The organism is Woeseia sp. D3-10, assembly GCF_055809415.1.
The window spans coordinates 2,584,993-2,607,280 of sequence record NZ_JBVVTW010000007.1; the positions used below are offsets into that span (position 1 = coordinate 2,584,993).

The 22,288-nt window shown below is 57.4% G+C and carries 19 protein-coding genes; 12 read left to right on the top strand and 7 right to left on the bottom strand.

Translation table 11 applies throughout. The annotated features are described in order from the left end of the window. Window position 1: 1 nt before the first annotated feature. Window positions 2-547 (bottom strand): hypothetical protein, encoded by a 546-nt coding sequence (locus tag AC0L8N_RS11880; RefSeq protein WP_473667905.1) that lies wholly within the window; start codon window positions 545-547, stop codon window positions 2-4. Between the two features lie 116 nt (window positions 548-663). On the opposite strand from AC0L8N_RS11880, the gene AC0L8N_RS11885 reads away from it, so the two are divergent. Further along, window positions 664-939: a PGPGW domain-containing protein gene (locus tag AC0L8N_RS11885; RefSeq protein WP_473667906.1), complete on the top strand. Its 276-nt coding sequence runs from the start codon at window positions 664-666 to the stop codon at window positions 937-939. A gap of 280 nt (window positions 940-1,219) precedes the next feature. On the opposite strand, the gene AC0L8N_RS11890 is transcribed toward AC0L8N_RS11885, so the two are convergent. Then, window positions 1,220-1,477: a hypothetical protein gene (locus AC0L8N_RS11890; RefSeq protein WP_473667907.1), complete on the bottom strand. Its 258-nt coding sequence runs from the start codon at window positions 1,475-1,477 to the stop codon at window positions 1,220-1,222. A gap of 209 nt (window positions 1,478-1,686) precedes the next feature. Here AC0L8N_RS11890 and AC0L8N_RS11895 point away from each other — a divergent pair, with 209 nt between their 5' ends. The 3 genes from AC0L8N_RS11895 (at window position 1,687) to AC0L8N_RS11905 (ending at window position 5,756) form a co-directional block, all read left to right on the top strand. Continuing rightward, window positions 1,687-3,489 (top strand): sigma 54-interacting transcriptional regulator, encoded by a 1,803-nt coding sequence (locus AC0L8N_RS11895; RefSeq protein ID WP_473667908.1) that lies wholly within the window; start codon window positions 1,687-1,689, stop codon window positions 3,487-3,489. A 48-nt stretch (window positions 3,490-3,537) separates the two neighbouring features. Next, a complete protein-coding gene (gene dacB / locus AC0L8N_RS11900) occupies window positions 3,538-4,956 on the top strand; it encodes a D-alanyl-D-alanine carboxypeptidase/D-alanyl-D-alanine endopeptidase (RefSeq protein WP_473667909.1) in 1,419 nt (472 codons plus the stop codon). Window positions 4,957-5,162: 206 nt separating this feature from the next. Continuing rightward, on the top strand, window positions 5,163-5,756 hold the full coding sequence (locus AC0L8N_RS11905; protein ID WP_473667910.1) for a TIGR04211 family SH3 domain-containing protein: 594 nt from the start codon (window positions 5,163-5,165) through the stop codon (window positions 5,754-5,756). 27 nt (window positions 5,757-5,783) lie between these two features. Here the strand turns inward: AC0L8N_RS11905 and AC0L8N_RS11910 are convergent, their stop codons facing one another. Next, window positions 5,784-6,104: a LysR family transcriptional regulator gene (locus AC0L8N_RS11910; RefSeq protein WP_473667911.1), complete on the bottom strand. Its 321-nt coding sequence runs from the start codon at window positions 6,102-6,104 to the stop codon at window positions 5,784-5,786. Between the two features lie 271 nt (window positions 6,105-6,375). Between AC0L8N_RS11910 and cysK the strand changes: the two genes are divergently transcribed. Both cysK and AC0L8N_RS11920 read left to right on the top strand, forming a co-directional pair. Beyond that, window positions 6,376-7,332 carry a cysteine synthase A gene (cysK, locus tag AC0L8N_RS11915; protein WP_473667912.1) on the top strand — a complete coding sequence of 319 codons (957 nt, stop codon included), beginning with the start codon at window positions 6,376-6,378 and terminating at the stop codon, window positions 7,330-7,332. A gap of 204 nt (window positions 7,333-7,536) precedes the next feature. Beyond that, window positions 7,537-9,753: a putative bifunctional diguanylate cyclase/phosphodiesterase gene (locus AC0L8N_RS11920; protein WP_473667913.1), complete on the top strand. Its 2,217-nt coding sequence runs from the start codon at window positions 7,537-7,539 to the stop codon at window positions 9,751-9,753. A 14-nt stretch (window positions 9,754-9,767) separates the two neighbouring features. On the opposite strand, the gene AC0L8N_RS11925 is transcribed toward AC0L8N_RS11920, so the two are convergent. Continuing rightward, window positions 9,768-10,238 carry a flavodoxin family protein gene (locus tag AC0L8N_RS11925; protein WP_473667914.1) on the bottom strand — a complete coding sequence of 157 codons (471 nt, stop codon included), beginning with the start codon at window positions 10,236-10,238 and terminating at the stop codon, window positions 9,768-9,770. Between the two features lie 168 nt (window positions 10,239-10,406). On the opposite strand from AC0L8N_RS11925, the gene glnE reads away from it, so the two are divergent. The 4 genes from glnE (at window position 10,407) to waaF (ending at window position 15,605) form a co-directional block, all read left to right on the top strand. Then, the gene (gene glnE, locus AC0L8N_RS11930) at window positions 10,407-13,301 is read left to right on the top strand and encodes a bifunctional [glutamate--ammonia ligase]-adenylyl-L-tyrosine phosphorylase/[glutamate--ammonia-ligase] adenylyltransferase (RefSeq protein WP_473667915.1); all 2,895 of its coding nucleotides are present in this window, start codon (window positions 10,407-10,409) and stop codon (window positions 13,299-13,301) included. 80 nt (window positions 13,302-13,381) lie between these two features. Next, complete coding sequence (locus AC0L8N_RS11935) at window positions 13,382-13,597, top strand: zinc-finger domain-containing protein (protein WP_473667916.1); 216 nt, start codon at window positions 13,382-13,384, stop codon at window positions 13,595-13,597. 49 nt (window positions 13,598-13,646) lie between these two features. Next, complete coding sequence (gene rfaD / locus AC0L8N_RS11940) at window positions 13,647-14,591, top strand: ADP-glyceromanno-heptose 6-epimerase (RefSeq protein WP_473667917.1); 945 nt, start codon at window positions 13,647-13,649, stop codon at window positions 14,589-14,591. A gap of 12 nt (window positions 14,592-14,603) precedes the next feature. Further along, a complete protein-coding gene (waaF, locus tag AC0L8N_RS11945; RefSeq protein ID WP_473667918.1) occupies window positions 14,604-15,605 on the top strand; it encodes a lipopolysaccharide heptosyltransferase II in 1,002 nt (333 codons plus the stop codon). A 388-nt stretch (window positions 15,606-15,993) separates the two neighbouring features. Here waaF and AC0L8N_RS11950 read toward each other — a convergent pair whose 3' ends face one another. Continuing rightward, window positions 15,994-17,058 (bottom strand): glycosyltransferase family 9 protein, encoded by a 1,065-nt coding sequence (locus AC0L8N_RS11950; protein WP_473667919.1) that lies wholly within the window; start codon window positions 17,056-17,058, stop codon window positions 15,994-15,996. 29 nt (window positions 17,059-17,087) lie between these two features. Here AC0L8N_RS11950 and AC0L8N_RS11955 point away from each other — a divergent pair, with 29 nt between their 5' ends. After that, entirely contained in the window at window positions 17,088-17,819 is a 732-nt protein-coding gene (locus tag AC0L8N_RS11955; RefSeq protein ID WP_473667920.1) for a 3-deoxy-D-manno-octulosonic acid kinase, read from the top strand. On the opposite strand, the gene AC0L8N_RS11960 is transcribed toward AC0L8N_RS11955, so the two are convergent. After that, on the bottom strand, window positions 17,792-18,793 hold the full coding sequence (locus tag AC0L8N_RS11960) for an LpxL/LpxP family acyltransferase (protein ID WP_473670137.1): 1,002 nt from the start codon (window positions 18,791-18,793) through the stop codon (window positions 17,792-17,794). The two genes, AC0L8N_RS11955 and AC0L8N_RS11960, sit on opposite strands and share 28 nt — an antisense overlap. A gap of 23 nt (window positions 18,794-18,816) precedes the next feature. Next, window positions 18,817-20,166 carry a succinylglutamate desuccinylase/aspartoacylase family protein gene (locus tag AC0L8N_RS11965; RefSeq protein WP_473667921.1) on the bottom strand — a complete coding sequence of 450 codons (1,350 nt, stop codon included), beginning with the start codon at window positions 20,164-20,166 and terminating at the stop codon, window positions 18,817-18,819. A gap of 242 nt (window positions 20,167-20,408) precedes the next feature. Here AC0L8N_RS11965 and AC0L8N_RS11970 point away from each other — a divergent pair, with 242 nt between their 5' ends. Next, window positions 20,409-22,280, top strand: a complete 1,872-nt coding sequence (locus AC0L8N_RS11970; RefSeq protein ID WP_473667922.1) for a LysM peptidoglycan-binding domain-containing protein — start codon at window positions 20,409-20,411, stop codon at window positions 22,278-22,280. Window positions 22,281-22,288 lie beyond the last annotated feature (8 nt).

Consider the following 22,288-nt stretch of genomic DNA (forward strand, 5'->3'; position numbering starts at 1 on the left):
GCTAGGGTGCGCTGTTGCTGGCTTGTGGCTCGCAAACAAGGTCAATATCCAGGGACCGACTGACGTAGGTAATACGCTGCTGTTGCTCTTCGGATATGCACAGCAATGCCGCATGGGCCGACAATGCGCCGGAAACCGTCAGATGTTGATCGGCGGCGGTCAGCGATGGGCCAATCTCATTCCCCTCTTCGGGCTCTTCCGGCAGCGCTATTGCTTCACAAAAGCCGGATAAAGGCAGTGGTGCAAGTTGATTGGCTGGCACTGACAGCTTTGCATCCAGTGACGACAGCGATTGCGCCAGCGAAGCCGGGTCAATGCTAAGCCGACTGTCGGCAATGCTCAGAGACAGGCCGCCAGCCACCCAGTTATCGGCGCAGGCTGGCTGCAACGAAAACGAATAGTCGAGTCTTGGCAAAGCGAGAAACCCGCGACCGGGTTCTCGCAAGGCAACTTTGACCACGGGCGTATCGGCGCTGATGGTCAACGCGTGTGGCGGTGTCTCCGCGACAGCCAAAAAGGGCAGCAATGCGGGGGTGAGAAGGAACATTCGGTTTTTCATCAGTCCAAGGCTACGATACAGAAGTTAAAAAACACAAGCGCCGCCTGCAGGGCCAAAGCGGCCGGCGCCTGATTTTGCGATATTGCTGGGGTTTGCCGAAGTCTATGAAGTCTCTCTACGAAGTTCCTTATCGCTATGCCAAGCGCATAGTGATTGCGGTGATTGGTGGCACTGTCTTTCTGGCTGGCGTAATCATGCTGGTTACGCCGGGGCCGGCATTCGTCGTTATTCCAATCGGGCTCGGTATTCTCGGTCTTGAATTCGCCTGGGCCCGCCGCTGGCTGGCCAAGGTTCGCGAAAAAATCAGTGAACAGGCGTCGCGTGTACGCGGCAAACACGCCGAAATGCGCCGAAAGGCGGCGGCGGAAAAGCTCCGATAACGCTGAGCGGCTTCTGAATTACCAAAAAAAGAAGGGAGCCAGAGTGCCGTGCTTGATGCGTCGGCGCGCAGGCCCTTGCGGGTCTGGTCTCTGGCTCCCCAGTGTTCGCGGCAAGAAGGGGGGTTATGCCGCCGGACCGTCCTGGCCCGTATTCGCCAGCCTCCTGGCCGGCGTTGGATTCCGGGGACACGCATTCCGGCACTCTGGGGGGGGGGGGAGAGGTGCCGGAGTCGCGGTATTGTCACCGAAACCCGTTGCTTGATTACCGATCAGTTGCTGATCAGTTACCTGCAATACTTACTGCGGTACGGCCAATCAGTTCGATATCGAGATCGAGCCGGTTTGCCGCACCAATGCGGACTACCGCATCGTTTGCTGCTGCGCGATTGGCATCGGCTGCCAGTTCGCGGGTATCTTTCTGCGATGCTGAGGCGGGCAGGCTGCTTACGTTGTCGGCGGCCAGAACACTGACCGACCAGAGCGTAATTCCTGCAAGCATCAGGACCGTAGAGACGATCGTGCCCAATTTGCTGTTCATGGTTGCTTCCTTTGCAGTCCTCCGGAGCAAGTCCATTCCAGTGCCGGAGGTAGATAAAATGTTACTGTTCATGCCTAGTAATGCACGGACCGTGCCAAGTTAGAGTTCTTTTGTTTATCAATGACTTGCAGAAATTGCGCTCGTTACGGAATTCCGTTATTAACGGAAATTCGTAATGACTTTCACGGAATTTCGTATATTATGCCGCCATGACTGTAACTGATGATTATCAATGGTTGTTTCGCAAGGCGCCGGGCATGGCTACCTCGATCGGCGAGGACGGGCGCTACCTCGACGTTAACGATGCTTTTCTGAAGCGCCTTGGGTACCGGCGCGAGGACATGATTGGTCAGCGGCCGGCGCGTTACGTGACGAAAGAAAGCGCCGAACGAATTCAACAAGAGTTTCTGCCCCTCCTGCGCCGAACCGGCAAGCTTGAAAACAAACCTATTTCGTTCGTCGCGAATGACGGCGAGGTCGTCAATTGCATGACGAGTTCGATTGTTGAACACGACCCGGAAGGTGCGGTACTGCACACCATAGCTACCTATACGGAGCTCGATGTGCAGGCACGCGCCAATCTGAAGTACCGGCAGTTGTACCGCTCGACGCCTGCCATGTTGCATTCAGTGGACGCCGAGGGCTGTGTGGTAACGGTGACCGATCACTGGCTGAAGAAAATGGGGTACACACGGGAAGAGGTTGTTGGGCGGTCTATAAAAGACTTCTACTGCAAGCAGGATCAGGAGCGGCTAACCACCGGCAAGCTCAAAGAGCTGATCAGCGGCGGCGAATTTACCAATGAAGCGCGGCAGATGGTGACCAAGAGTGGCCAGGTTCTGGATCTGGTCATGAATGCAATTTCCGAACGTGGCGCGTCCGGCAAGGTGCAACGCATGCTGGTTGCCTCGAAGGATGTCACCGAGCGCAACCGCGCCGAAAGAGCGTTGCGCGATACGCTTGCCGAAAACGCGCGACTGCGGGAAGAGCTGGAGCGCGAGCGCGACTACCTGCGGGAAGAGGTTAGCGTCGCCATGAATTTTGGTCGAATCATCGGCCAAAGCCCTGCGCTCAAGCACATGCTGCGTCAGGTTGAGGCGGTAGCACAGACGCCGGCCAGCGTCCTGATTCTGGGTGAGTCTGGAGTCGGCAAAGAGCTCATCGCGCGGGCGATTCATGCTCGCAGCCCGCGCTCGGCCGGTTCCCTCGTCAAGGTTAATTGCGCTTCGATACCGAAGGACCTGTTCGAAAGTGAATTTTTCGGCCACGTGAAAGGTGCGTTCACGGGCGCTCACCGCGATCGTGTCGGTCGCTTTCAGCTTGCTGATGGCGGCACGATATTCCTCGACGAGGTCGGCGAAATTCCTTACGAGCTGCAGGGGAAATTGTTGCGTGTTTTGCAGGAAAGTGAGTTCGAGCGCGTCGGTGACGATATCACCCGTACGGTCGATGTGCGGGTAATCGCGGCCACGAACCGGGATCTCGAAAAACTCGTCGTGGAAGGCGAGTTTCGTGAGGATCTTTTTTACCGGCTCAGTGTCTTTCCGATCGAGGTGCCGCCACTTCGCCGACGTGAACAGGACGTTGTCCACCTTGCACAGCATTTCCTGGAGCAAACCTGCCAGGATTTCGGTCGAGAACCGCTGACGCTGACGCGCCATCAGGTAGATGTAATCCGCAGTTACTCCTGGCCCGGTAATGTTCGCGAATTGAAGAACGTTATTGAGCGAGCCGTGATACTTTCGCAGGGCAATGTCTTGCGGCTGGACCTGTCTTTGCCGGAGGCCAACGTTAGCGACGCCGTGCCCTTGCTTGCGAACGCGCCGGCTGACCCGGACACTGTGCTGACCGAACAAGAAATTCGGCAATTGCAAAAAGACAACCTGATAAAGGCGCTGCGTCAGGCTGAATGGCGGGTATCTGGAAAACGCGGTGCTGCGGAGTTACTGGGTATCAGGCCGACGACACTTGCCGACAGAATGAAATCACTGGGTATAAAAAAACCAAACTAAATAGTTGCTGGTTCAAGAAACCGCGACCAACCCTACAGAGAGGAACGTGTGAAGTTTGCAATTGTTCTGGCGGCGCTGGCCGCTATACCGCACGCAGTATCTGCCGATGTTAAAAGCACGCTGCCTGTCCGCGTACAAAATGTTCTGACTCACCGAAGCATTCCGCACGACAGCCTCAGTATTTACGTTGAGAATCTGAGCCGCGGTGGTGTTGTTCTTGAGTGGAACGCCGATCGCCCGCGCACCCCGGCGTCGATCATGAAGCTGGTTACGACGCTGGTGGCTCTCGACAAGTTAGGGCCTACCTACCAATGGAGGACGGAGTTGTTTGTGCGTGGCGAAGTCCGCGACAAGACCCTGCATGGCGATTTACACCTGAAAGGCTTCGGTGATCCGTATCTCGTAACGGAGCGCATTTGGCAAATGCAACGGCGCTTGCGGCAGATGGGCATACACCGCATTTCCGGCGATCTGTTGCTGGACGATTCCTGGTTTAACGTTGGCGTGCACGATCCGGCGGCATTTGATCGTGAACCACTGCGGGCTTACAACGTAGCCCCCAATGCCTTGATGGCAAACTACAAAGTGGTTCGCTACCTGTTTACGCCCAAGGTCGATGGTACGGGCGTGGAGATTGAGCTCGAACCGCCGCTGGATAACGTGCAGCTTGATAACCGCCTGACGCTTTCGCCGGGAGCCTGTCGCGGCTATCAGCGCGGCATCGCCATCCAACCTAACGAAAACTACGATCGCTTTATCTTCAGCGGCGGTTTCCCGGCGCGTTGCCGGCAGTACTCAATGGGGCGCACCGCGCTGAGTCACAATGCGTACACCTATGGCTTGTTCAAAGCCATTTGGGAAGAGTCGGGCGGCGAGATGACGGGTGGCTGGAAGAACGTTCCGGTTCCTGAGGAACTTGAACCGGATCTTGTGTTTGATTCACTCCCTCTGGTCGAGGTGATCAGCAAAGTGAACAAGCACAGCAACAACGTTATGGCGCGGCAGCTGTTGTACACCCTTGCCGCCGAAGAATATGGCGCCCCGGGCACGGAAGAGAATGGCCGCCGCGTGGTGAGCAAATGGATGGCAGATCGTCACCTGCAGATTACCGACCTGATGTTGGACAACGGCTCTGGTTTGTCGCGCACAGCGAGCGTCAGCGCTAGAAGCATGGGCGACCTGCTCGACTTCGCGTTCTCCAGTCGCTACATGCCGGAGTACCTGTCGTCACTTTCTCTGTCGGGTATGGATGGCACCTTGTCGCGACGTTTTCGGGACGAGTCGCTGCAAGGTGTTGCCCACATGAAAACCGGCTCGCTCGATCACGTAAGTTCAATAGCGGGCTACCTGCAGGGACAGTCCGGTGATCGTTACGCCGTTGTCGTCATGTTGAATCACACTGACAGTCATCGGGGTACGGGTGAAGAAGTGCAGGACGCCGTTTTGCGCTGGTTGCGGGAAAAATAGCCGTGGTCGGCTGTCAGGAGTGACGCCTCCAGCTTGCGTTGGCGCATCGCTAAACGACTGATCCCAATGCTGACGGCTTAGCTTGTGCGATTAGGCCGCGTATACGGCCGGGAATGTTGCAATTGCTTCTAGTACACTGCGCGGCATTAAAGGTGGAGTGGACACGACCGACAACACTCCCATGCGCAGGTCACGGAGACAGAACAATGCGTTTGCTAACTTGTTTGTTAATGCTGGCACTTTGCCCGCTCGCAGCACTCGCGGAAACAGCCTACATTACTGATCAACTTCGACTGGGATTGCACAAGGCGGCCGACACGAGCGACCGTGCGTTCCGCACGCTCGAAAGTGGTCAGGAGCTGGACATTGTGAGTCGGGATCGAAACTACGCCAATGTTCGCTTGCCTGACGGAACGGTTGGCTATGTCAAAGCGGCCTACCTGGTTTCGGACAAACCCGCAAAACTGATTGTCAATGAAGCTCAGGCTGAGTCAGGACGTTTGCAGGAAGAACTAACCCGATTGCAGGCGTCTTTCGCCCAGCCAGCAGCAACCATTGCTTCGCTGGAAAAACGTGTGGCGGAAAGTGCGGCAACCCTGGCACAGAACCGGCAGCAGCTCGAAGAGTTGACGGAGCAAAATGAAGAATACGTAGAGCGTTACAGCAAGTACAAATACAGCTTGCCGTTGACGTGGGTAGGCGGCGCGTTGCTGGTTTCTCTGCTGGCGGGCTTTCTCGGCGGACTTTGGTGGACCGATTACCGCAGCCGCCAACGGCACGGTGGAATTCGCATCTACTGAGTATTCACGGCCAGTAGTGTCGCCGTCTTACCTCAGGTGTGTCTGTGGTGCCCGCGCCGAGTAATGATTGCTGTCGTCGTCGCAGTACAGGCTGGAGGTGACAGTGCGGATGCTTTCCACTTCTTTCATAATGAGTCGGGCGCGACTGACCACCTGGTGGCCAGCAAGAGTGATCTTGCTGAGGCTCTTACCCTTGCGCACGAAGAGCTGCATGCCGAGTTCTTCTTCAAGTAGTTTGAGTTGTTTACTCACTCCGGGCTGCGACGTGTACAACCGCTCGGCGGCCGCTGTGATGTTCAGGCCGTTGTCGACGATAGCGAGAAGGTACTTTAGTTGTTGTAGTTTCATTCTCGATAATTGAGTTAATTGCGACGGACTGACAAAAATAGACAGCGCTATGATTGGAACGTTTCAGTGAATTTGGCGAATAATCCTTAAGTTCAGGCTTTTCTTTAGACCGTTCGGTTATTTGTCTCGATATTCTGTTGGGTTATCGCCACAAAACAAAAAGTTTGCTTTCAGCGAGGTCCGGCACGGCTACTATTCTTACTTCGTTGCCGTTGATCATCAGCGGCACCACTGCATTGACGAGTCACTCACGGACTCCGGGGTTATCAGCATGATTTACGACAGTATTCTGGACACGATAGGCAATACGCCCGTTATCCGCCTTCAGCGCATGGCACCTCCGGATGTCGAGCTCTATGTAAAAGTGGAATCGTTCAATCCGATGGCCTCGGTCAAAGACCGGCTGGCGTTCGCGATTATTAACGATGCGGAACAACGCGGTGATCTGAAGCCCGGGCAAACGGTCATCGAAGCAACGTCAGGCAATACCGGCATCGCTCTGGCGATGGTGTGTGCCGCACGTGGCTACCCATTCGTCGCGGTCATGGCCGAGTCTTTTTCGGTAGAGCGCCGCAAAATCATGCGAGGCCTGGGGGCGAAAGTCATCCTGACGCCAGCGGCAGAACGCGGTACCGGCATGGTGCGCAAGGCGGAAGAGCTGGCGCAACAGCACGGCTGGTTCCTCAGTCGACAATTCGAAAATCCGGCCAACCCTGAGTATCACCGGCACACGACCGGGCCGGAAATTTTGCGGGACTTTGCCGGCCGACGACTTGACTACTGGGTGAGTGGCTACGGTACAGGCGGCACGATGACCGGTGCCGGCGAAGTATTGAAAGCAGCGCGGCCTGCGGTGCGCATCATTGCGACCGAACCTGCCGGAGCTTCACTGCTCGCCGGTAAGGAATGGCAGCCACACAAGATTCAGGGCTGGACACCCGACTTCATTCCCGAAGTACTGAACCGGAAAGTCTACGACGAGCTCGTTCCGGTCAGTGATGACGATGCGATAAGGGTCGCTCGCGAACTGGCGGCAAAAGAAGGTATCTTCGCGGGCATTTCTTCCGGCGCCACACTGGCTGCCGCGCTGGCCGTCGCCGCCAAAGCAGAGAAGGGGTCCGTGTTGCTGGCAATGCTGCCGGATACGGGCGAGCGCTATCTGAGTACCCCACTCTTTGAGGGTGTCAACGAAGGCTCAGATGACGAATGGCTGGCTTCGTTGGGCTAAGTAGGTCCGGTCAGCCGTGAGCGCTCACGGCTGACCGATTGGCCGTGCACAGGCCACATTATCGGCTAAAACCCCTTAAGAACGCGTGAAATTGAAGTTTGCCTGAGACGCTGGTCACAGCGGCTCGGTCATCGTGCATGGCAATATTTGTCGAATTCGCGCTGGCCGCTCCGGTCGGTTAGCGACTTCGGAGCGCCAACGACAATGACCGCAGAAGTGCACCGTATCGCCAATCGGCGGAGCATAGGCAATGTAAAGGGCCTGTTGCACTCATTGGTGCCGCGCGCTACCTGCTTCGCGTTCTACAGCGTATCCCGTACCTGCACCTGGAGCAGCGACGGTGCAGACGACTACGAGCTGGATAACTTTGTAACGGATCTGCCAGAGGAAATACTGCACGGGCGTGAGCCGGACAGCACCTTCTTGCGCCGTACATTGGCATCCGGTCGAACCATTCTGCTATTGACAGTGTCTGGCGAAGGGGCCGATGCGCTCGGCGTGCTGATCGCGGTCTTCTCGCGAAATGCCGGCAAATCATCGTGGTTCAATCCGAATTTGATACGCGAGATCCTGCTGCCGGTCGTCGATGTTATTCGTGAGAATTTGTACCTTGGGACCCGCCTGAGTATCTCGGAGCAGCGTGCCACGGCTGTCGAGAAAGAGCTCAGACTCGTCTATACGCTGGATGAGAAGGTACACGGAACGTCGCGCAGCCACAGCGGCCTCGCACAGTTGGTCGGTCAAAGCGGTCGTTACCTGGGTGTCGCGTACAGTGTCCTGTTGTTACCTGCCAAGCGCATTCGAATCAGTGCTACGCATTCAAGCTGGAAGCACGTAAATCGCAAGTCGTTGGATAAATACCTTATCGACGTGCTGTTTCCCAAACTGGTAGGTGAGGACGAGCCGGTCGTGTTCGCCGTGCCGCCATCGTCGAATCATGAGAGCCCGGCGGACCAGGGTTTTCAGGTAATGCTGAGTCCATTGCATGACGCCGCTGGCAATGTCGAAGGTGCGGTTGCGCAACTCGGTCGCGTCAACGGTGAATCGTTCACCCCGGATAGCAAGCGGTTTATGTCGCACGTGGTGCGTAAGGTCGAGCATCTGATCAGGCAGTCGTTTGATGTTATGACTGGCCTGATGAATCGCTCGGGTTTCGAGGCGCAGATTCATGAGTCCATGAGCCAGCTTGAGACATCGAAGGATGTGCACCAGATGGTCTACTTCGATCTGGACAATCTGCAGCTGGTCAACGATACGTTTGGTCAGCAAGCCGGCGATGATGTGATCAAGCGCTTTGGTCAATTGATCGAAGAGCAACTGCCGCGAAACGGTATCGCGACCAGGCTGACCGGTGATGATTTCGCTATCCTGTTGACCCACAGCAGCGAAGAAGACGCGATGGCGCTCGCCATGAGCCTGCGCGGCTATAGCGACCAGTTGCGCTACCTGAAGGGTGATAAATCATTGCAGGTAACCGTGAGCGCGGGGATTGCCCCGTTTACGGCGCAAGTCAGTGACGAAGCTGAGGTTCTTAAATCGGCACGCATTGCCTGCGACTCGGCGAAGGACCACGGGCGCGATCGTATCGAGGTCTATGACCAGCAGAACCAGAGCATCATCCGGCGTTTCGACGACATGAATCTGGTGACCGAGATTCAGAGATCGCTGGATGCGGACGAGCTTGAATTGCATGCTCAGCCGATCGTCAGTCTGTCACGAAAGGGCGCCGCGCCGCGCTTCGAAGTATTGCTTCGAATGCGTGATACCGACGGCAAGTGCATTTCAACGACAGCCTTTTTCTCAGCGGCAGAGCGTTATCAGCTTATGCCGCAGATCGACCGTTGGGTCGTGTCGACCACTATTTCCAGTCTGCAGCCGCATAGCCGCTTCCTTGTGGAATCCGGGGCAGTTTTCTCTGTGAATCTGTCCGGCCAGTCGCTCGGCGATGATGCAATACGTCGTTTCATCGAAGATGAGATCGACGCGTCCGGCATTCCGGCGGCATCGTTGTGTTTTGAGGTCACCGAGTCCGCGGCGGTAGCCAACCGTCGCAAAGCGCAATCGTTTATTGATTCACTGCGCGAGCGTGGCTGCCGATTCTCGCTGGACGATTTCGGTGCCGGCCTGAGTTCATTCGCTTACCTCAAAAACTTCAAAGTGGATACGCTGAAAATTGATGGCAGTTTTATTCGTGATATTACCGACAACCGGATTTCCGAATCGATGGTTGCGGCTATCACCCAGGTTGCCAAGGTGATGGAGCTTGATACGGTTGCGGAGTACGTGGAGACCAGCAAGACCAAAACACTGCTGCGCAAGCTGGGCGTCGATTATGTGCAAGGCCATCTTACGGGCAAGCCGCGCGAACTGGCGACTGTCCTGCACGAGTTGATCAGTCCGGAAGCCGCGTCGAAAGCCTGATACCACGCGTTGGCCTAGAAGATTTCTGCTTCCAGACCGGCAGCGAGCAGCATGCCAAGTTCTTCGCATTCCTGCAGTTGCTGTTCGTTAAAATCACCGCACATCAACACCGGCTCGTGGACTCGTTTCAGATTGAGACCGGACACTATCCGCTCGACGCTACTGATGGCGCCACTGCCGTCGTTACCCGCGCGAACGAACAACGCGTACGGCAAGCCACTGACCTTGTCCTGGCAAGGGTGGTAAACCTGATCGAGAAAATACTTCAGTGCGCCACTCATGTAGCCGAAGTTCTCCGGGGTCCCCAGAATCAGGCCATCGGCCCACAACAGGTCATCGACGCCAGCAACCAGTGCATCCAGTAGCCGCACTTCTACTTGTGCGATGTCCGGATGTCGCGCGCCGGTTTCGACCGCCCTGGCCATGCGCGACGTTGAGCCTGATTGCGAGTGGTAAACAATCAGCAGATGCTTGCTCTTACTCATTGTACGAATCACCGGTCTTTGGCCGTTCAGGCATGCCTGGTTGCTGCCCGTTCAGTACTTGCTCGCAAAACGCCAGGCCGCTACATGCCTGAACAACATCGGCGGCGCATTTCGGAGTGAGGTACATTGCGCTGAACACTTGCCTGCCATTTGGTTAGACTCACGCGAATGTTACCGCAACCGCAAAATCAGTTTGCTGAAGTGATCGACGACTTGCCTGTCCTGTTGCAGTCACCTGTTCGTTTGTGGCTCGCGCTTATGGATGAGCAGGAACCGGCAGCGATACCGGCGCTATCAAACGCGTCGCTTGGCGTGGCGGACTTGCTGAAATTTGTTGCGACCAGCGAGTATGCCGCGAACACGCTGCGTCGTCATTGGGCCTGGTTTGCCGAGCAAGCGGCCAGTGGTGCGCTGGACGCCGCGCCGCAGCTGGCCTGGGGCGAGCTTTCCCAGGATGCGGATGAGCCATTGTTTGGTCGTCAGTTGCGGAGTCTGCGGAATCGGAGCTTGCTGCATATCCTGTGGCGTGAGTTGCACGGCAAAGCTGACCTGGAAGAAACGTTGACGTCCTTGTCTGCACTGGCCGACAACCTTGTTGCGGCCTGCGAAGGTTATGCCCGCCGACAGTTGCGCGAACGCTTCGGTGATGTGCGGGATGCCGACGGCCAGCCAGTGTCGCTCTGTATTCTCGCCATGGGCAAACTCGGTGGCCGTGAGCTCAATTTCTCGTCGGATATCGATGTCATCTTTTTATACCCGCACGATGGCGACAGCGACGGTGCCCGTGTGTTGTCGGCGCAGGAGTATTTCACGCGCCTGGCCAGACGGATTGTGTCCTTGCTGGAGGAGTCGACGGCCGACGGTTTCGTGTATCGGGTTGATACCCGCTTGCGGCCGTTCGGCGACAGCGGCCCACCGGTTGTCAGCTTTGCCGCGCTTGAGTCGTACTTGCTGAACCATGGCCGGACCTGGGAGCGTTACGCGTACATCAAGTCACGTGTGATTGTCCCGGCGACCAGCGATGTCGAGGTCGTCGCGTTGCACAAGGAACTGATTGAACCGTTCGTGTATCGCCGCTATCTGGACTTCGGTATTTTTGAGTCACTTCGCGATATGAAGGCGATGATCAGTGCCGAAGTGCAGCGTCGCGAGATGGCTCGCAACGTCAAGCTTGGCCCAGGCGGCATCCGCGAAGTTGAATTCATTGCGCAGTCTTTGCAGCTGGTCCGAGGTGGTCAGGTTCGCGGATTGCGCTGTCGTGAATTGCAGCAGGCATTGCGTCAGCTTGCGGATACAGAAGATCTGTTGCGCAGTGAAGTCAACGGTCTGCTGGAGTCGTACGCTTTCCTGCGGAGAGTCGAGAACTTCATACAGGCAATGCGTGACCAGCAAACGCACGATTTGCCAGACAACGAAGTGGATCAGGCACGGATCGCGTTGGCTATGGATTGCCCGGACTGGCGGGCGCTCGAAGTCGACATTGAGCGGCACCGCCAGTTCGTCAGTGAGCGCTTTACGGCTGTCGCGTTTCGCGGCGCTCATGAGACCGTGGAATCGGAGTTGCGCGCCGGTTTCGCGACTTATTGTGAGTCTGTGCTTGATCCAGAGAGTTGGGAGCAGCAGTTCCTGCAGCACGGCTATGACGAGCCGGAAGTGCTGGCGGCTGAAATGTGCCGTTTCCTGCAGGACCGGGCGACCTTGCAGGCGGATGCCACGGCACGCCGGCGCCTTAACCAGCTGTTGCCCGAAATGCTGGACCTGTTACACGGCCGTGCGCAGGCGGCACAAACCTTGCGGCGCTTGTTGAATATCGTTGCCCGGGTTCTTCGGCGCAGCGCCTACGTGGCGTTGTTGATTGAAAACAAGGCAGCCCTGCGAAGGCTCATTGAGTTGTGTGAAAAAAGCGCGTACCTCGCCGAGGAGATCGCGCGATTCCCCATGCTGCTTGATGAGATGCTGGATCCGCGTCTGTACTCCGCCGACTACAACGCGGCAGCATTGCGAGAAAATCTGGCAGAGCGCCTGACCAGCCTCGGTGAAGTGGATAGCGAGCGGCGCGTCGAGGTGCTCGGTCAGTTTCAGCGGGCAGCACTGTTTCGCATCGCTGCAGCGGATTTCACCGGCAATTTGCCCATCATGAAGGTCAGCGACCAATTAACCGATCTTGCGGAGATCGTTCTTGCCGAGGCATTGAACGTTGCTTGGCGGGATGTCGTTGAGCGTTTCGGCGAGCCGCGATTTGTGGAGGGTGGTCAGAACCGTGCAGCGGGACTCGGCGTGATTGCGTACGGCAAGCTGGGAGGGTTCGAGCTGTCCTACGGCTCGGACCTGGACCTCGTGTTCCTGCACAACTCGCGCGGCAGCGAACAACACACGAACGGGGCCAAGGCCGTCGAGAACAGCATGTTTTTTGTGCGTCTCGCACGTCGGCTTGTGCATTTCCTGACCATTCAAACGGGTTCGGGTGCGCTCTACGATGTGGACACGCGGCTACGACCCAGCGGTCGGGCGGGACTGCTGGTCACCAGTGTGGAAGCGTTCGAGCGCTACCAAAGCGAGAACGCCTGGACCTGGGAGCATCAGGCGCTGCTACGGGCCCGTCCTGTCGCAGGGCATGCCGGGGTTGCGCGGGAGTTTGAGCGCATTCGTGCCGACACGCTGATAGGTCGGGTCAATCGAGACAGCTTGCGAGACGATGTTCGCGCCATGCGTGAAAAGATGCGTGCGCAACTGGATAGCGCAACCGACGGCGGATTCGATCTAAAGCAGGGAAAAGGTGGGATCGGTGATATTGAATTCATCGTGCAGTACCTGGTTCTGGCCAACGCTGCTCACGAACCGGCGATCATCCACTACCCGGACAATATCCGGCAACTCGGTACATTGGGCGCTGCGGGCTGTTTACCGCGGGAAACGGTGACCAGGCTGCAGGACGGCTACCGGGCCTACCGGCTCCGGCTGCACACCCTGGTTCTCGATGGCAAGCCGCCAGTCGTGGCGGGAGACGCGTTTCCGACTGAACGAGCATTTGTTTCGGCCCTGTGGGATCAGTTGCTGGCTTGATTCCTGCGACAGGTGTTAGCCGCGCGGTCAATGGCGTTGCTATAATCGCCGTCTCTTCCAGCACGACACAGGTGATACAGGTGGCAGCCAAAGCAGGGACGGTCGATCAGAATCTGATTCCGGCCAATTCAGAACATCGCTATGAAGTCAGTCGCAAGGATTTGCCGCTGTCCTGTCCCATGCCGGGCATGTATTTGTGGAACTCTCACCCGAAGGTTTACCTGCCAGTGGCAGTAACGGGTGAAGCCAAGTGTCCGTACTGCGGTGCGCAGTACGTTCTGACTGATCCCCGATGAGAGCAGTGCGGGCACGTCAGGCAGCGCCAGGCCGGGGAGTAAATCGCTAGTGCACGTCGTGACAGGTGGCGCGGGCTTCGTAGGCAGCAACCTCGCACGGTTGTTAACGGCGCAAGGCGCTGACGACGTGCTGATCGTTGATGATCTCCGTGACGGGCACAAATTCCGCAATATTGCCGATCTGCCGATCGTCGATTACATGGACCGCGCCGAATTCCTGCAGCGCGTTGAGAGTGACGCCGACTTTGTGCGGAACTTGACCGCAATACTGCATCAGGGTGCTTGTTCGACCACGACCGAGTGGGATGGCAAGTACATGATGGAAAATAATTACAGTTATTCCAAGACTCTCCTGCACCGTTGCCTCGAGTTTGACGTGCCGCTGATCTACGCCTCATCCGCAGCGGTTTACGGTGACGCTACTGCGTTCGTGGAGTCGCCGGAGAACGAACGGCCGCTGAATGTCTACGGTTATTCCAAGCTGTTGTTCGATCAGTACGTACGACGTTTGTCGCTGACGGACCAGCAGCAGGTTGTTGGCCTGCGCTATTTCAACGTCTATGGTCCGCGCGAACAGCACAAAGCCTCCATGGCAAGCGTCGCTTACCATTTCAATCAGCAGTTGCAGGATGATCACGAAGTTCGTTTGTTCGAGGGCTGCGATGGCTATGAGGATGGCGAGCAGCAGCGCGATTTCGTCTACGTTGATGATATTGCCGCGGTAAATTTGTGGTTTTTGCAGCAGCGGAACGTGTCCGGTGTGTTCAATGCTGGCACGGGGCGCGCGCAAAGTTTCAATGACGTCGCCAAGGCAGTCATCAAGTGGCACGGGCGTGGCCGCATTCGCTATGTCGCCTTTCCGGAGCATCTGAAAGGCGCTTACCAGAGTTACACGCAGGCAGACCTGACCGCCTTGCGTGCCGCCGGCTGCGATGTTGAGTTTCGCGATGTCGCGCACGGTGTGAGTGACTATCTGGACGCGTTGGCGACCTGATTTGGCGGCACGTTGAGCCAGACACGCATCCTCGTCGTTGGCCCGTCCTGGGTAGGCGACATGATCATGGCGCAGTCGTTGTTCAAGTGGCTGAAGTCCCGCGATCCCGATTGCCTCATTGATTTGCTGGCGCCTGAGTGGTCATTACCGGTCATTGCCCGCATGCCCGAAGTGCGTAAGGGCGTAGTACTGCCATTTGCTCACGGCGAGCTGGCGTTCAGCAAACGCTGGCAGCTTGGGCAGTGGCTACGGCCGACCGTTTACCACCGCGCGATCGTCTTGCCCCGGTCGATGAAGGCTGCACTGGTGCCGTATTTTGCGGGCATACCCCGCCGCACGGGCTTCCGCGGCGAGATGCGTTACGGCGTCATTAACGATCGTCGTCCTTTTGACAAGAGTGTGCTTGATCAAACCGTGAAACGCTTTTTGGCGCTCGGGCTAGACGCTGATGAGCCGTTGCCGGATATTCCTCAGCCGCAATTGCGGGTCGATGCGGATAATCAGCAGCAACTGTATGCCGAGCTGGGGCTGGAACTGGACAGGCCGGTAGTCGCGATGATGCCCGGCGCCGAATACGGCCCTTCGAAATGCTGGCCACTGGAGTCATTTACCGCGTTGGCAGCAAGCCTCGACAATGCGGGCTACAACGTCTGGGTGCTGGGTTCCGCCAAGGAGCAACCGCTGGGTGAGGCCATCGCCAGCGGCAGCAGGGCGCACAATCTTTGCGGGCGCACCAAGCTTGTTGATGTTGTTGACCTGTTGGCGGCCAGCGCGGCGGCGGTCAGCAACGATTCCGGTCTCATGCACGTAGCGGCCGCTGTCGGCACACACGTCGTTGGTATTTACGGATCGACGTCCCCGCATTTCACCCCGCCGCTAACCGCGCGAAAGACGCTGCATTACCTCGGCCTGGACTGCAGCCCCTGTTTCGAGCGCGAGTGCCCGCTCGGGCACCTGCGTTGTTTGCGTGAAATCACTCCTGAGCAGGTTCTGCACGGAATTGTCGCTAAATAGTAGAAAACAGCGGCTATCGTCGGGTTTTCGACTTTGGGGTGGGCGGTTCTGTCTCTGGCATAGTACAGTGTCAGCTCCATGCTGCGAACAGGCGCGATACGGTGGCAAATATCGTTTAACGTCTGCAATTGTGTAGCCAAGGTCGAGAAACGCCGGAAATTCAATAATCCGCGGCAAAGCAGCGCGGACGGGGTTTCATTGCTGACGCAATTGCTTAGAGAAAGCGAGTAAAACCCCATAAAAAGTCGTTAATATCGCTAAACGTCCGGTATATTACTGAAAATGGGTCGACGGTCATTTGGACCTGTTGACGGCGAAATAGGCGACCGTCCATTCAGCGAAAATAGGAAAAAAATAGCAAAATACGGTGTCAACAGTGGCAAAGTTCTTAAAACGTGCTGCTTTTAAGAAATAGCACGTCCAGTTTTTCTTTGACCTGTGCCAGCCGGATCAGGCCCATTGCGCCGGGATCCCGAACCCGTTGTCCCCAGCGCAAGTCATCAACCGCCTTGCCGAGGTATTTCTGGGCAGCTTCCGGGTAGGCGTTGACGCACAGTTCGCGGCTGCAATAGGGGCCGGTGCGTTCGGGATTCGACGTCGCGTAAAGGCCGATAACGGGCGTGCCGACCGTGGTTGCCATGTGTGCCGGTCCTGAATCCGGGCACAACACGCCGTTTGCAATCTCGATCAGCGCCAGCAATTGCTTCAGGTTGGTCTTGCCCACGAGATCGACGACATCGTCGCCGGCCAAACGGCGGATGGTTGCAGCGTATTCCTGTTCCAGGTCCGAGTGGCCGCCAGTGAGGACTATCCGGCAATTGAATTTTTGCTGTGCATGACGGGCGGCGGCGGCGTAGTTCTCGGCGCTCCAGTTGCGGAAATTGCGCGCGCGTTGGCTGCTGCAGGGGCTGATGACGAGCATCGGTCGTTCAGCATCGCGGTACTGAGCGGCGAATTCCCGCTGGGGTTCAGACAGCGGTATATCCCAGCGCAAGGGTTTTTCCGGTACGCCGATCGCGCGGGCGAACGACAGCATGGCATCCTGTGCGTGTTGTCTTTGCTCCGGTGAAATACGCCGATTGGTGAACAGCCATTGAAAATCTTTGGCGCGTGCGAAGTCGTAACCAATTCGGAATCGTGTACGCAACGAGCGGTAAATGAAATTTGCGCGCATGGACGCGTGCATGCACAACGCAGCATCAAATGACTGGTTGCGAAGCTGGCGGCGCAGATCACGGTAGGCGCCCCTGCCTTTCGATTTATCGAAAATGATAAACTCGATGCCCGGAATATCGGCGAGCAAGCTGGCTTCTGTTTTGCCGATGATCCATGAGATCCGCGTTTCTGGCCAAGTGTCCTGTATGCTGCGGACGACGGCCAGCGCATGACAGGTGTCGCCAATCGCCGAGAGACGAACCACGCAAATACTGTCCGGCGGCGCGTGCTGAAACATGTAGATCAACCAGTAAAGGACGGCAGGACTTGAGCGACACCGTCGAGAAGACCAAGAACGGCGCCATCCTATACGATACCGCCATCCTCAACCACGTTTCCGACGAGCAATTCCATGCGCGCGGATGGCGTGAGTCACGACCAGTTGCAGGTAATCTGCGCTCGGCAGGTCGCGGTCAGACTATGTTCGTTAGTGACGGCAAAGCAGAGTTCGTGCTGCGCCACTTTGTGCGTGGCGGCCTGATCGGTCGAGCCGTGCGTGATGTCTATGTCTGGGCAGGCGAGGAGCGAACCCGTCCTTTCATGGAGTGGCGAATCCTGTACAAGATGCGGGCGATGGGGTTGCCTGTGCCGCAACCGGTCGCCGCACGCTATCGGCGCGCGGGGACTTTTTACTCCGCCGATTTGCTGACGGTGCGCGAGCCGGGAATTGAGCCACTGTCTCAGCGCTTGAAAGGCGGTGACCTTGGTCCACAGTTCTGGCAGAAACTGGGCGCGGAGCTGCAGCGTTTTCACCACCATGGAATTTGTCACGCTGATCTGAATGCTTACAACGTACAGATCAATGCTGAAGACGGACTGTTTCTGCTGGACTTTGATCGCGGAACGATCAGAAAACCGGGCACCTGGCAGGCCAAAAATCTAGCGAGGTTGCATCGTAGTTTGCGAAAAATCCGTGGTCTGGACCCGTCGATCAACTGGACCGAAAATGACTGGCGACAATTGCTGGACGGCTACTTCCAGGCGTCCAGGTCCGCATAGTAGTCCGGCATGTCGGCAGGCAGGTTCTTGTACTTGCGGTGAATCCAGTAGTACTGCTCCGGACAAAGCCGGATTCGCTCTTCAAGTACCTGTACGTAGCGGAGCGTGTCTGCAGCAGCGTCGTCACTCGGAAAGTTGTCCAGCGGCGGCAAGACGCAAAGTTCGTAACGACCATTGGCGAGACGCCGGGGGAAATACGGCAGTACACGGGCTTTGCCTAATCTGGCCAAAGTGCTGGTTGCCGTGTTGGTCATCGACGGTACACCGAAGAACGGCAGCATCGCTGATTGCTTCAGGTTGTAGCTCTGATCCGGCGCGTACCAGACCGGACGCCCGTCGCGCAGACTCCGCACCATGGTCTTGATATCGTTTTTCTCGATGGTGCTGCGTGCCGATCGTTCGCGCCCGGTGCGCAGAATTTCAGTAAGGAACTGGCTGCGGTGTTTACGGTATACCGCATCGAAAGGCTGACAATTCAGACTCAGCACGCGTCCGCTGACTTCAAGCGTCGTGAAGTGAGCACTCAGCAAAATGATGCCAACACCGTCGTCAGCGGCCTGCTGCAGATGTTCGGTGCCATGGATGTCGGTCAGTGCCACCAGTTCGCGGTCAGATGTCCAGCGGCCCATTCCCAGTTCGATCAGGGATATCCCCTGCGCTTCCATGTGTTCGCGTGCCAGTTTGTTGCGGGCCGATTCGTCCAGTTCGGGGAATGCCAGGGAAATATTGCGCCGAATGATGGCCCGACGGCGACCGGCAATGCGGTGCAAGAACCGACCCAGGCCACGACCCACCGCGAGCCTCGCGCTATGTGGCAACAGGCATACGATCCGCAACAGCAGCAACCCCAGCCATGCCGGCCAGTAGTTGGGTGTCCAGAATTGATAAAGCGGCTTACGCCCGGCTTGGCTGATCGTTCTCGTCGGTTCGGAGTTGCGACGCGAGTGTAACGATTGCAGGACCGTGCGGGCAATTCGGGTGTTCGCGGACGGCGGATCTACTCTGAAATTCCGTCCGTATAGCCGTCGTCAGCACCGGCCTCGTCATGGGCGGCAGGATCAGCCGTGTTTTCATTCAGTGGCGCCGCCTGTTCAGTAGCGATACCAACGTGAAACGCGGCGAAGCCCGGCATGACAACCTGGTTCTTGGCCATGCCGATGACGCGCCCGGAGAAAGGCGAGTACAGGTTGGTTGTAGCATTGTTCATCGGGTCGGTGATGCTGCCGAGCAAGTCACCACGGCGAACGCTGCTACCGAGGCTGACATCTGCCAGCAGGATGCCGCCGCGGTTGGCGCGTACCCAGGACGAGCGGTAATAGACCGGTTCCGGGTCACCCCAAAGACGTGATCGTTTCACCATGCCAAGGGTATGCAGCAATGTTTCCACACCCTTTACGCCGTGCTTGACCTCTTTGAGCTCGAGTTCTGACGGCCCGCCAGCTTCTAGAGTAACGGTGGGCACGCCGGCGGCCGTTGCCGCATAACGCAAGGTGCCGCGCGCCGGGGTACTGTGGAGGATGACCGTTGCGCCGAAGCCCTGGGTGATAGTCACGACATCCGGGTTGCGTAAGTCAGCGCGTAGTTGCGGCAGGTTGGTGCGCTCGAAAGATCCCGTGTGCAAGTCAATCAAGGCATCGCATTGCAGCACGATCTCAGTGAAGAACGAATGCGCGATGCGCGATGCAGCGCTGCCGTTGCGGTTGCCCGGAAAATAGCGATTGAGATCGCGGCGATCCGGCAAATAGCGTGAACCGCGGCGAAATCCCTGCAAATTGACGATAGGTACACCAATAACGGCACCGGAAAGTTTGTCCGGGTTGAGTTCGTGCATGACGCGCCGAACCATTTCTATACCGTTGAGTTCGTCACCGTGTACCGCTGCGGTTAAGCACACGGTTGGTCCGGCAAACTGGCCGTTGACGACCAGAACCGGTGTGGACACCGGCAAGCCTTCGAACAATTCCGTTGCCGACCACGCGAGGCGGCGGTAACTGCCAGGCGGTACTGTGTCGCCGAGCAAGCGCAGCGTTTCGGCGGCGTGTTCGACGGTGGTGACTGCGTTGGCGAGCGGCACCACAGGGACAATACGGTCACTGGCATCGACGACGGGACTTGGTAAGCTCAGGTCCGGTGTTGCATTGTTGTCAGCGTCAACATCCGCGCTGACGATAATCTCGCTGTCTGCTTCGGTCTCCGAACGAGCTTCGCTGCCATCGGTCTCATCCATCATGGCGAGCTGAACCGGTGCGGCCTCGGGTTCGTCCGCCGCAGGCAAAACCGGCGCAATGGCGAGCAGCGCAACAGCCAGCAGCAACGTTTTATGCAAGGAGAGTATTTGTGAGTTCATTGAGAGATGGCCATATGGCCTCAGACAGCGAATCCGGATTGCCGGTTCCAACAGCGTGGAAAATGCCTCATAAATCCCGCGAGTTCTGTGAACTGTGCGGTAATCCTGCGCACAGCCCCCTGTTGATCGTGTAGTTATTACTGATGATAAGGTCATTTTGCAAACCGCGTCTCATTACTCTTCTTTGTTGCGTTCTCTTATCGGTCACGGGTTTTGCCCGGGCTGACGATGAACTATTCCCATTGCCGGCAGAGTTGAATCGCGATGTCGACTTCTGGCTGGCAGTATTCACCGACTATACAAGCGACGAAGGACTGCTACACGATAACCGCAATCTTGCCGTTGTTTATGAGCGAGTCAGCATGCCGGCGAGCGTTTCACGGCGTGAGCGACAACGACGGGTCGGTGTACGCCGCAATCACTACAAGGCTATTTTGCAGAGTCTGGGCAGCGGCAAGCGCACCAATCTGAGCGAGGACGAGCAGCGTGTGCTGGCCTTGTGGCCAGCCGATGTCAGCAACAATGAGTTGAAAAGTGCGGCAAACCAGATTCGTTATCAGCAGGGCTTGTCTGACCGCTTTCGCGAAGGATTGCAACGGGCCGGACGCTGGCGCGCGCACGTGCATGAGTCGTTCACCCGGCTGGGTGTGCCGCTGGAGCTCTCCGCCTTGCCGCACGTCGAGTCCTCGTACAACCCGGGCGCACGCTCGCACGTGGGTGCATCAGGCATCTGGCAGTTCACGCGCGGGACGGGTCGGCGCTTCATGCGTATCGATCACGTGCTGGATGAACGCAATGACCCGTACGCCGCTACCGTGGCTGCCGGCGAGCTGTTGGCCTACAACTATTCCATCGTGGGCAACTGGCCCATGGCGATCACGGCGTACAACCACGGTCTGGCCGGCGCGCGACGTGCCATGCGGGAGTTCGGCGATACCAACTACGTGCAAATAATGCGCGAATACAAAGGGCGCACGTTTGGTTTCGCGTCGCGCAACTTTTACGTCGCGTTTCTCGCCGCTCTTAGAGTTGATAAGGATCCACAGAAGTATTTCCCCGGCGTTACCGCTGAGCCTGCATTGGTTTACGACACGGTCGAATTATCGGCTTACCTGCCAGCGGACGCACTCGCGGCGGCTACGGGTCTCAGCGAGCGGGAACTGGCGCAACACAACCCGGCGACTCAGGCCACTATTTGGCAAGGCAGTAAGCACCTGCCCAAAGGCTTCCATTTGCGGGTGCCGGGTGGTCGCTTGCAGACGCCCTTGGCTGACCTGCTGGCTAACCTCGACGAGTCTGTCTGGCAAAACGAGCAGTTGCCGGATCTGATCCATATCGTCGCCCGTGGTGACACGCTGTCCGAAATTGCCGAGGCTTACAAGACCCGTGTATCCACGCTGGTGGCACTGAATAACCTTGGCAGTGGCAATCGAATCCGCATTGGTCAGCAGATACGTTTGCCGGCGGCAGGCCCGGCCCCGGTAACGGTGGCCGCCGCGCCGCCCCCTCCGGCACCCGCACCGGAACCGATGCCCGAACCTGACCCGGTGGACGAGGTGGAGCCAACCGCTGTGTTGGCCGCGGATGATGAGCAGGTAATCGAAGGTTCTGGCGCGTTGCCCGATGACGTCGACGACGGCGACGGCACTTCGATCAGTACGGCGCGTACTGCGTTATTGTCCGATCCCAGCGATTACACGGTCGCAGCCGACTCGACAATCGAGGTTCACCCGCTGGAGACGCTGGGTCACTACGCTGACTGGTTGGGCATTCGTACTCAGCGGTTGCGCGATATCAATGGCCTCGCATTCCGCTCACCGGTATCGATCGGCAATCGCCTGAAACTTGATCTTGGCAATGTGAATGCCAGCGACTTCGAAACGAAGCGAGTGGATTATCACCGTGCCCAGCAGGACGCGTTCTTCCGCAGCACCACGATTCGTGGTGTCAGCGAACACGCCGTCAAGCGAGGCGAGTCCGTCTGGGTACTCGCGTTACGCCAGTACAAAGTGCCACTGTGGCTGTTTCGGCAGTACAACCCGGAACTGGACATGCACAATGTCCGTCCGGGAACAGTCATTCAGCTTCCGGTACTCGTGAGCGTCGCGGAGTGAGTTGCACG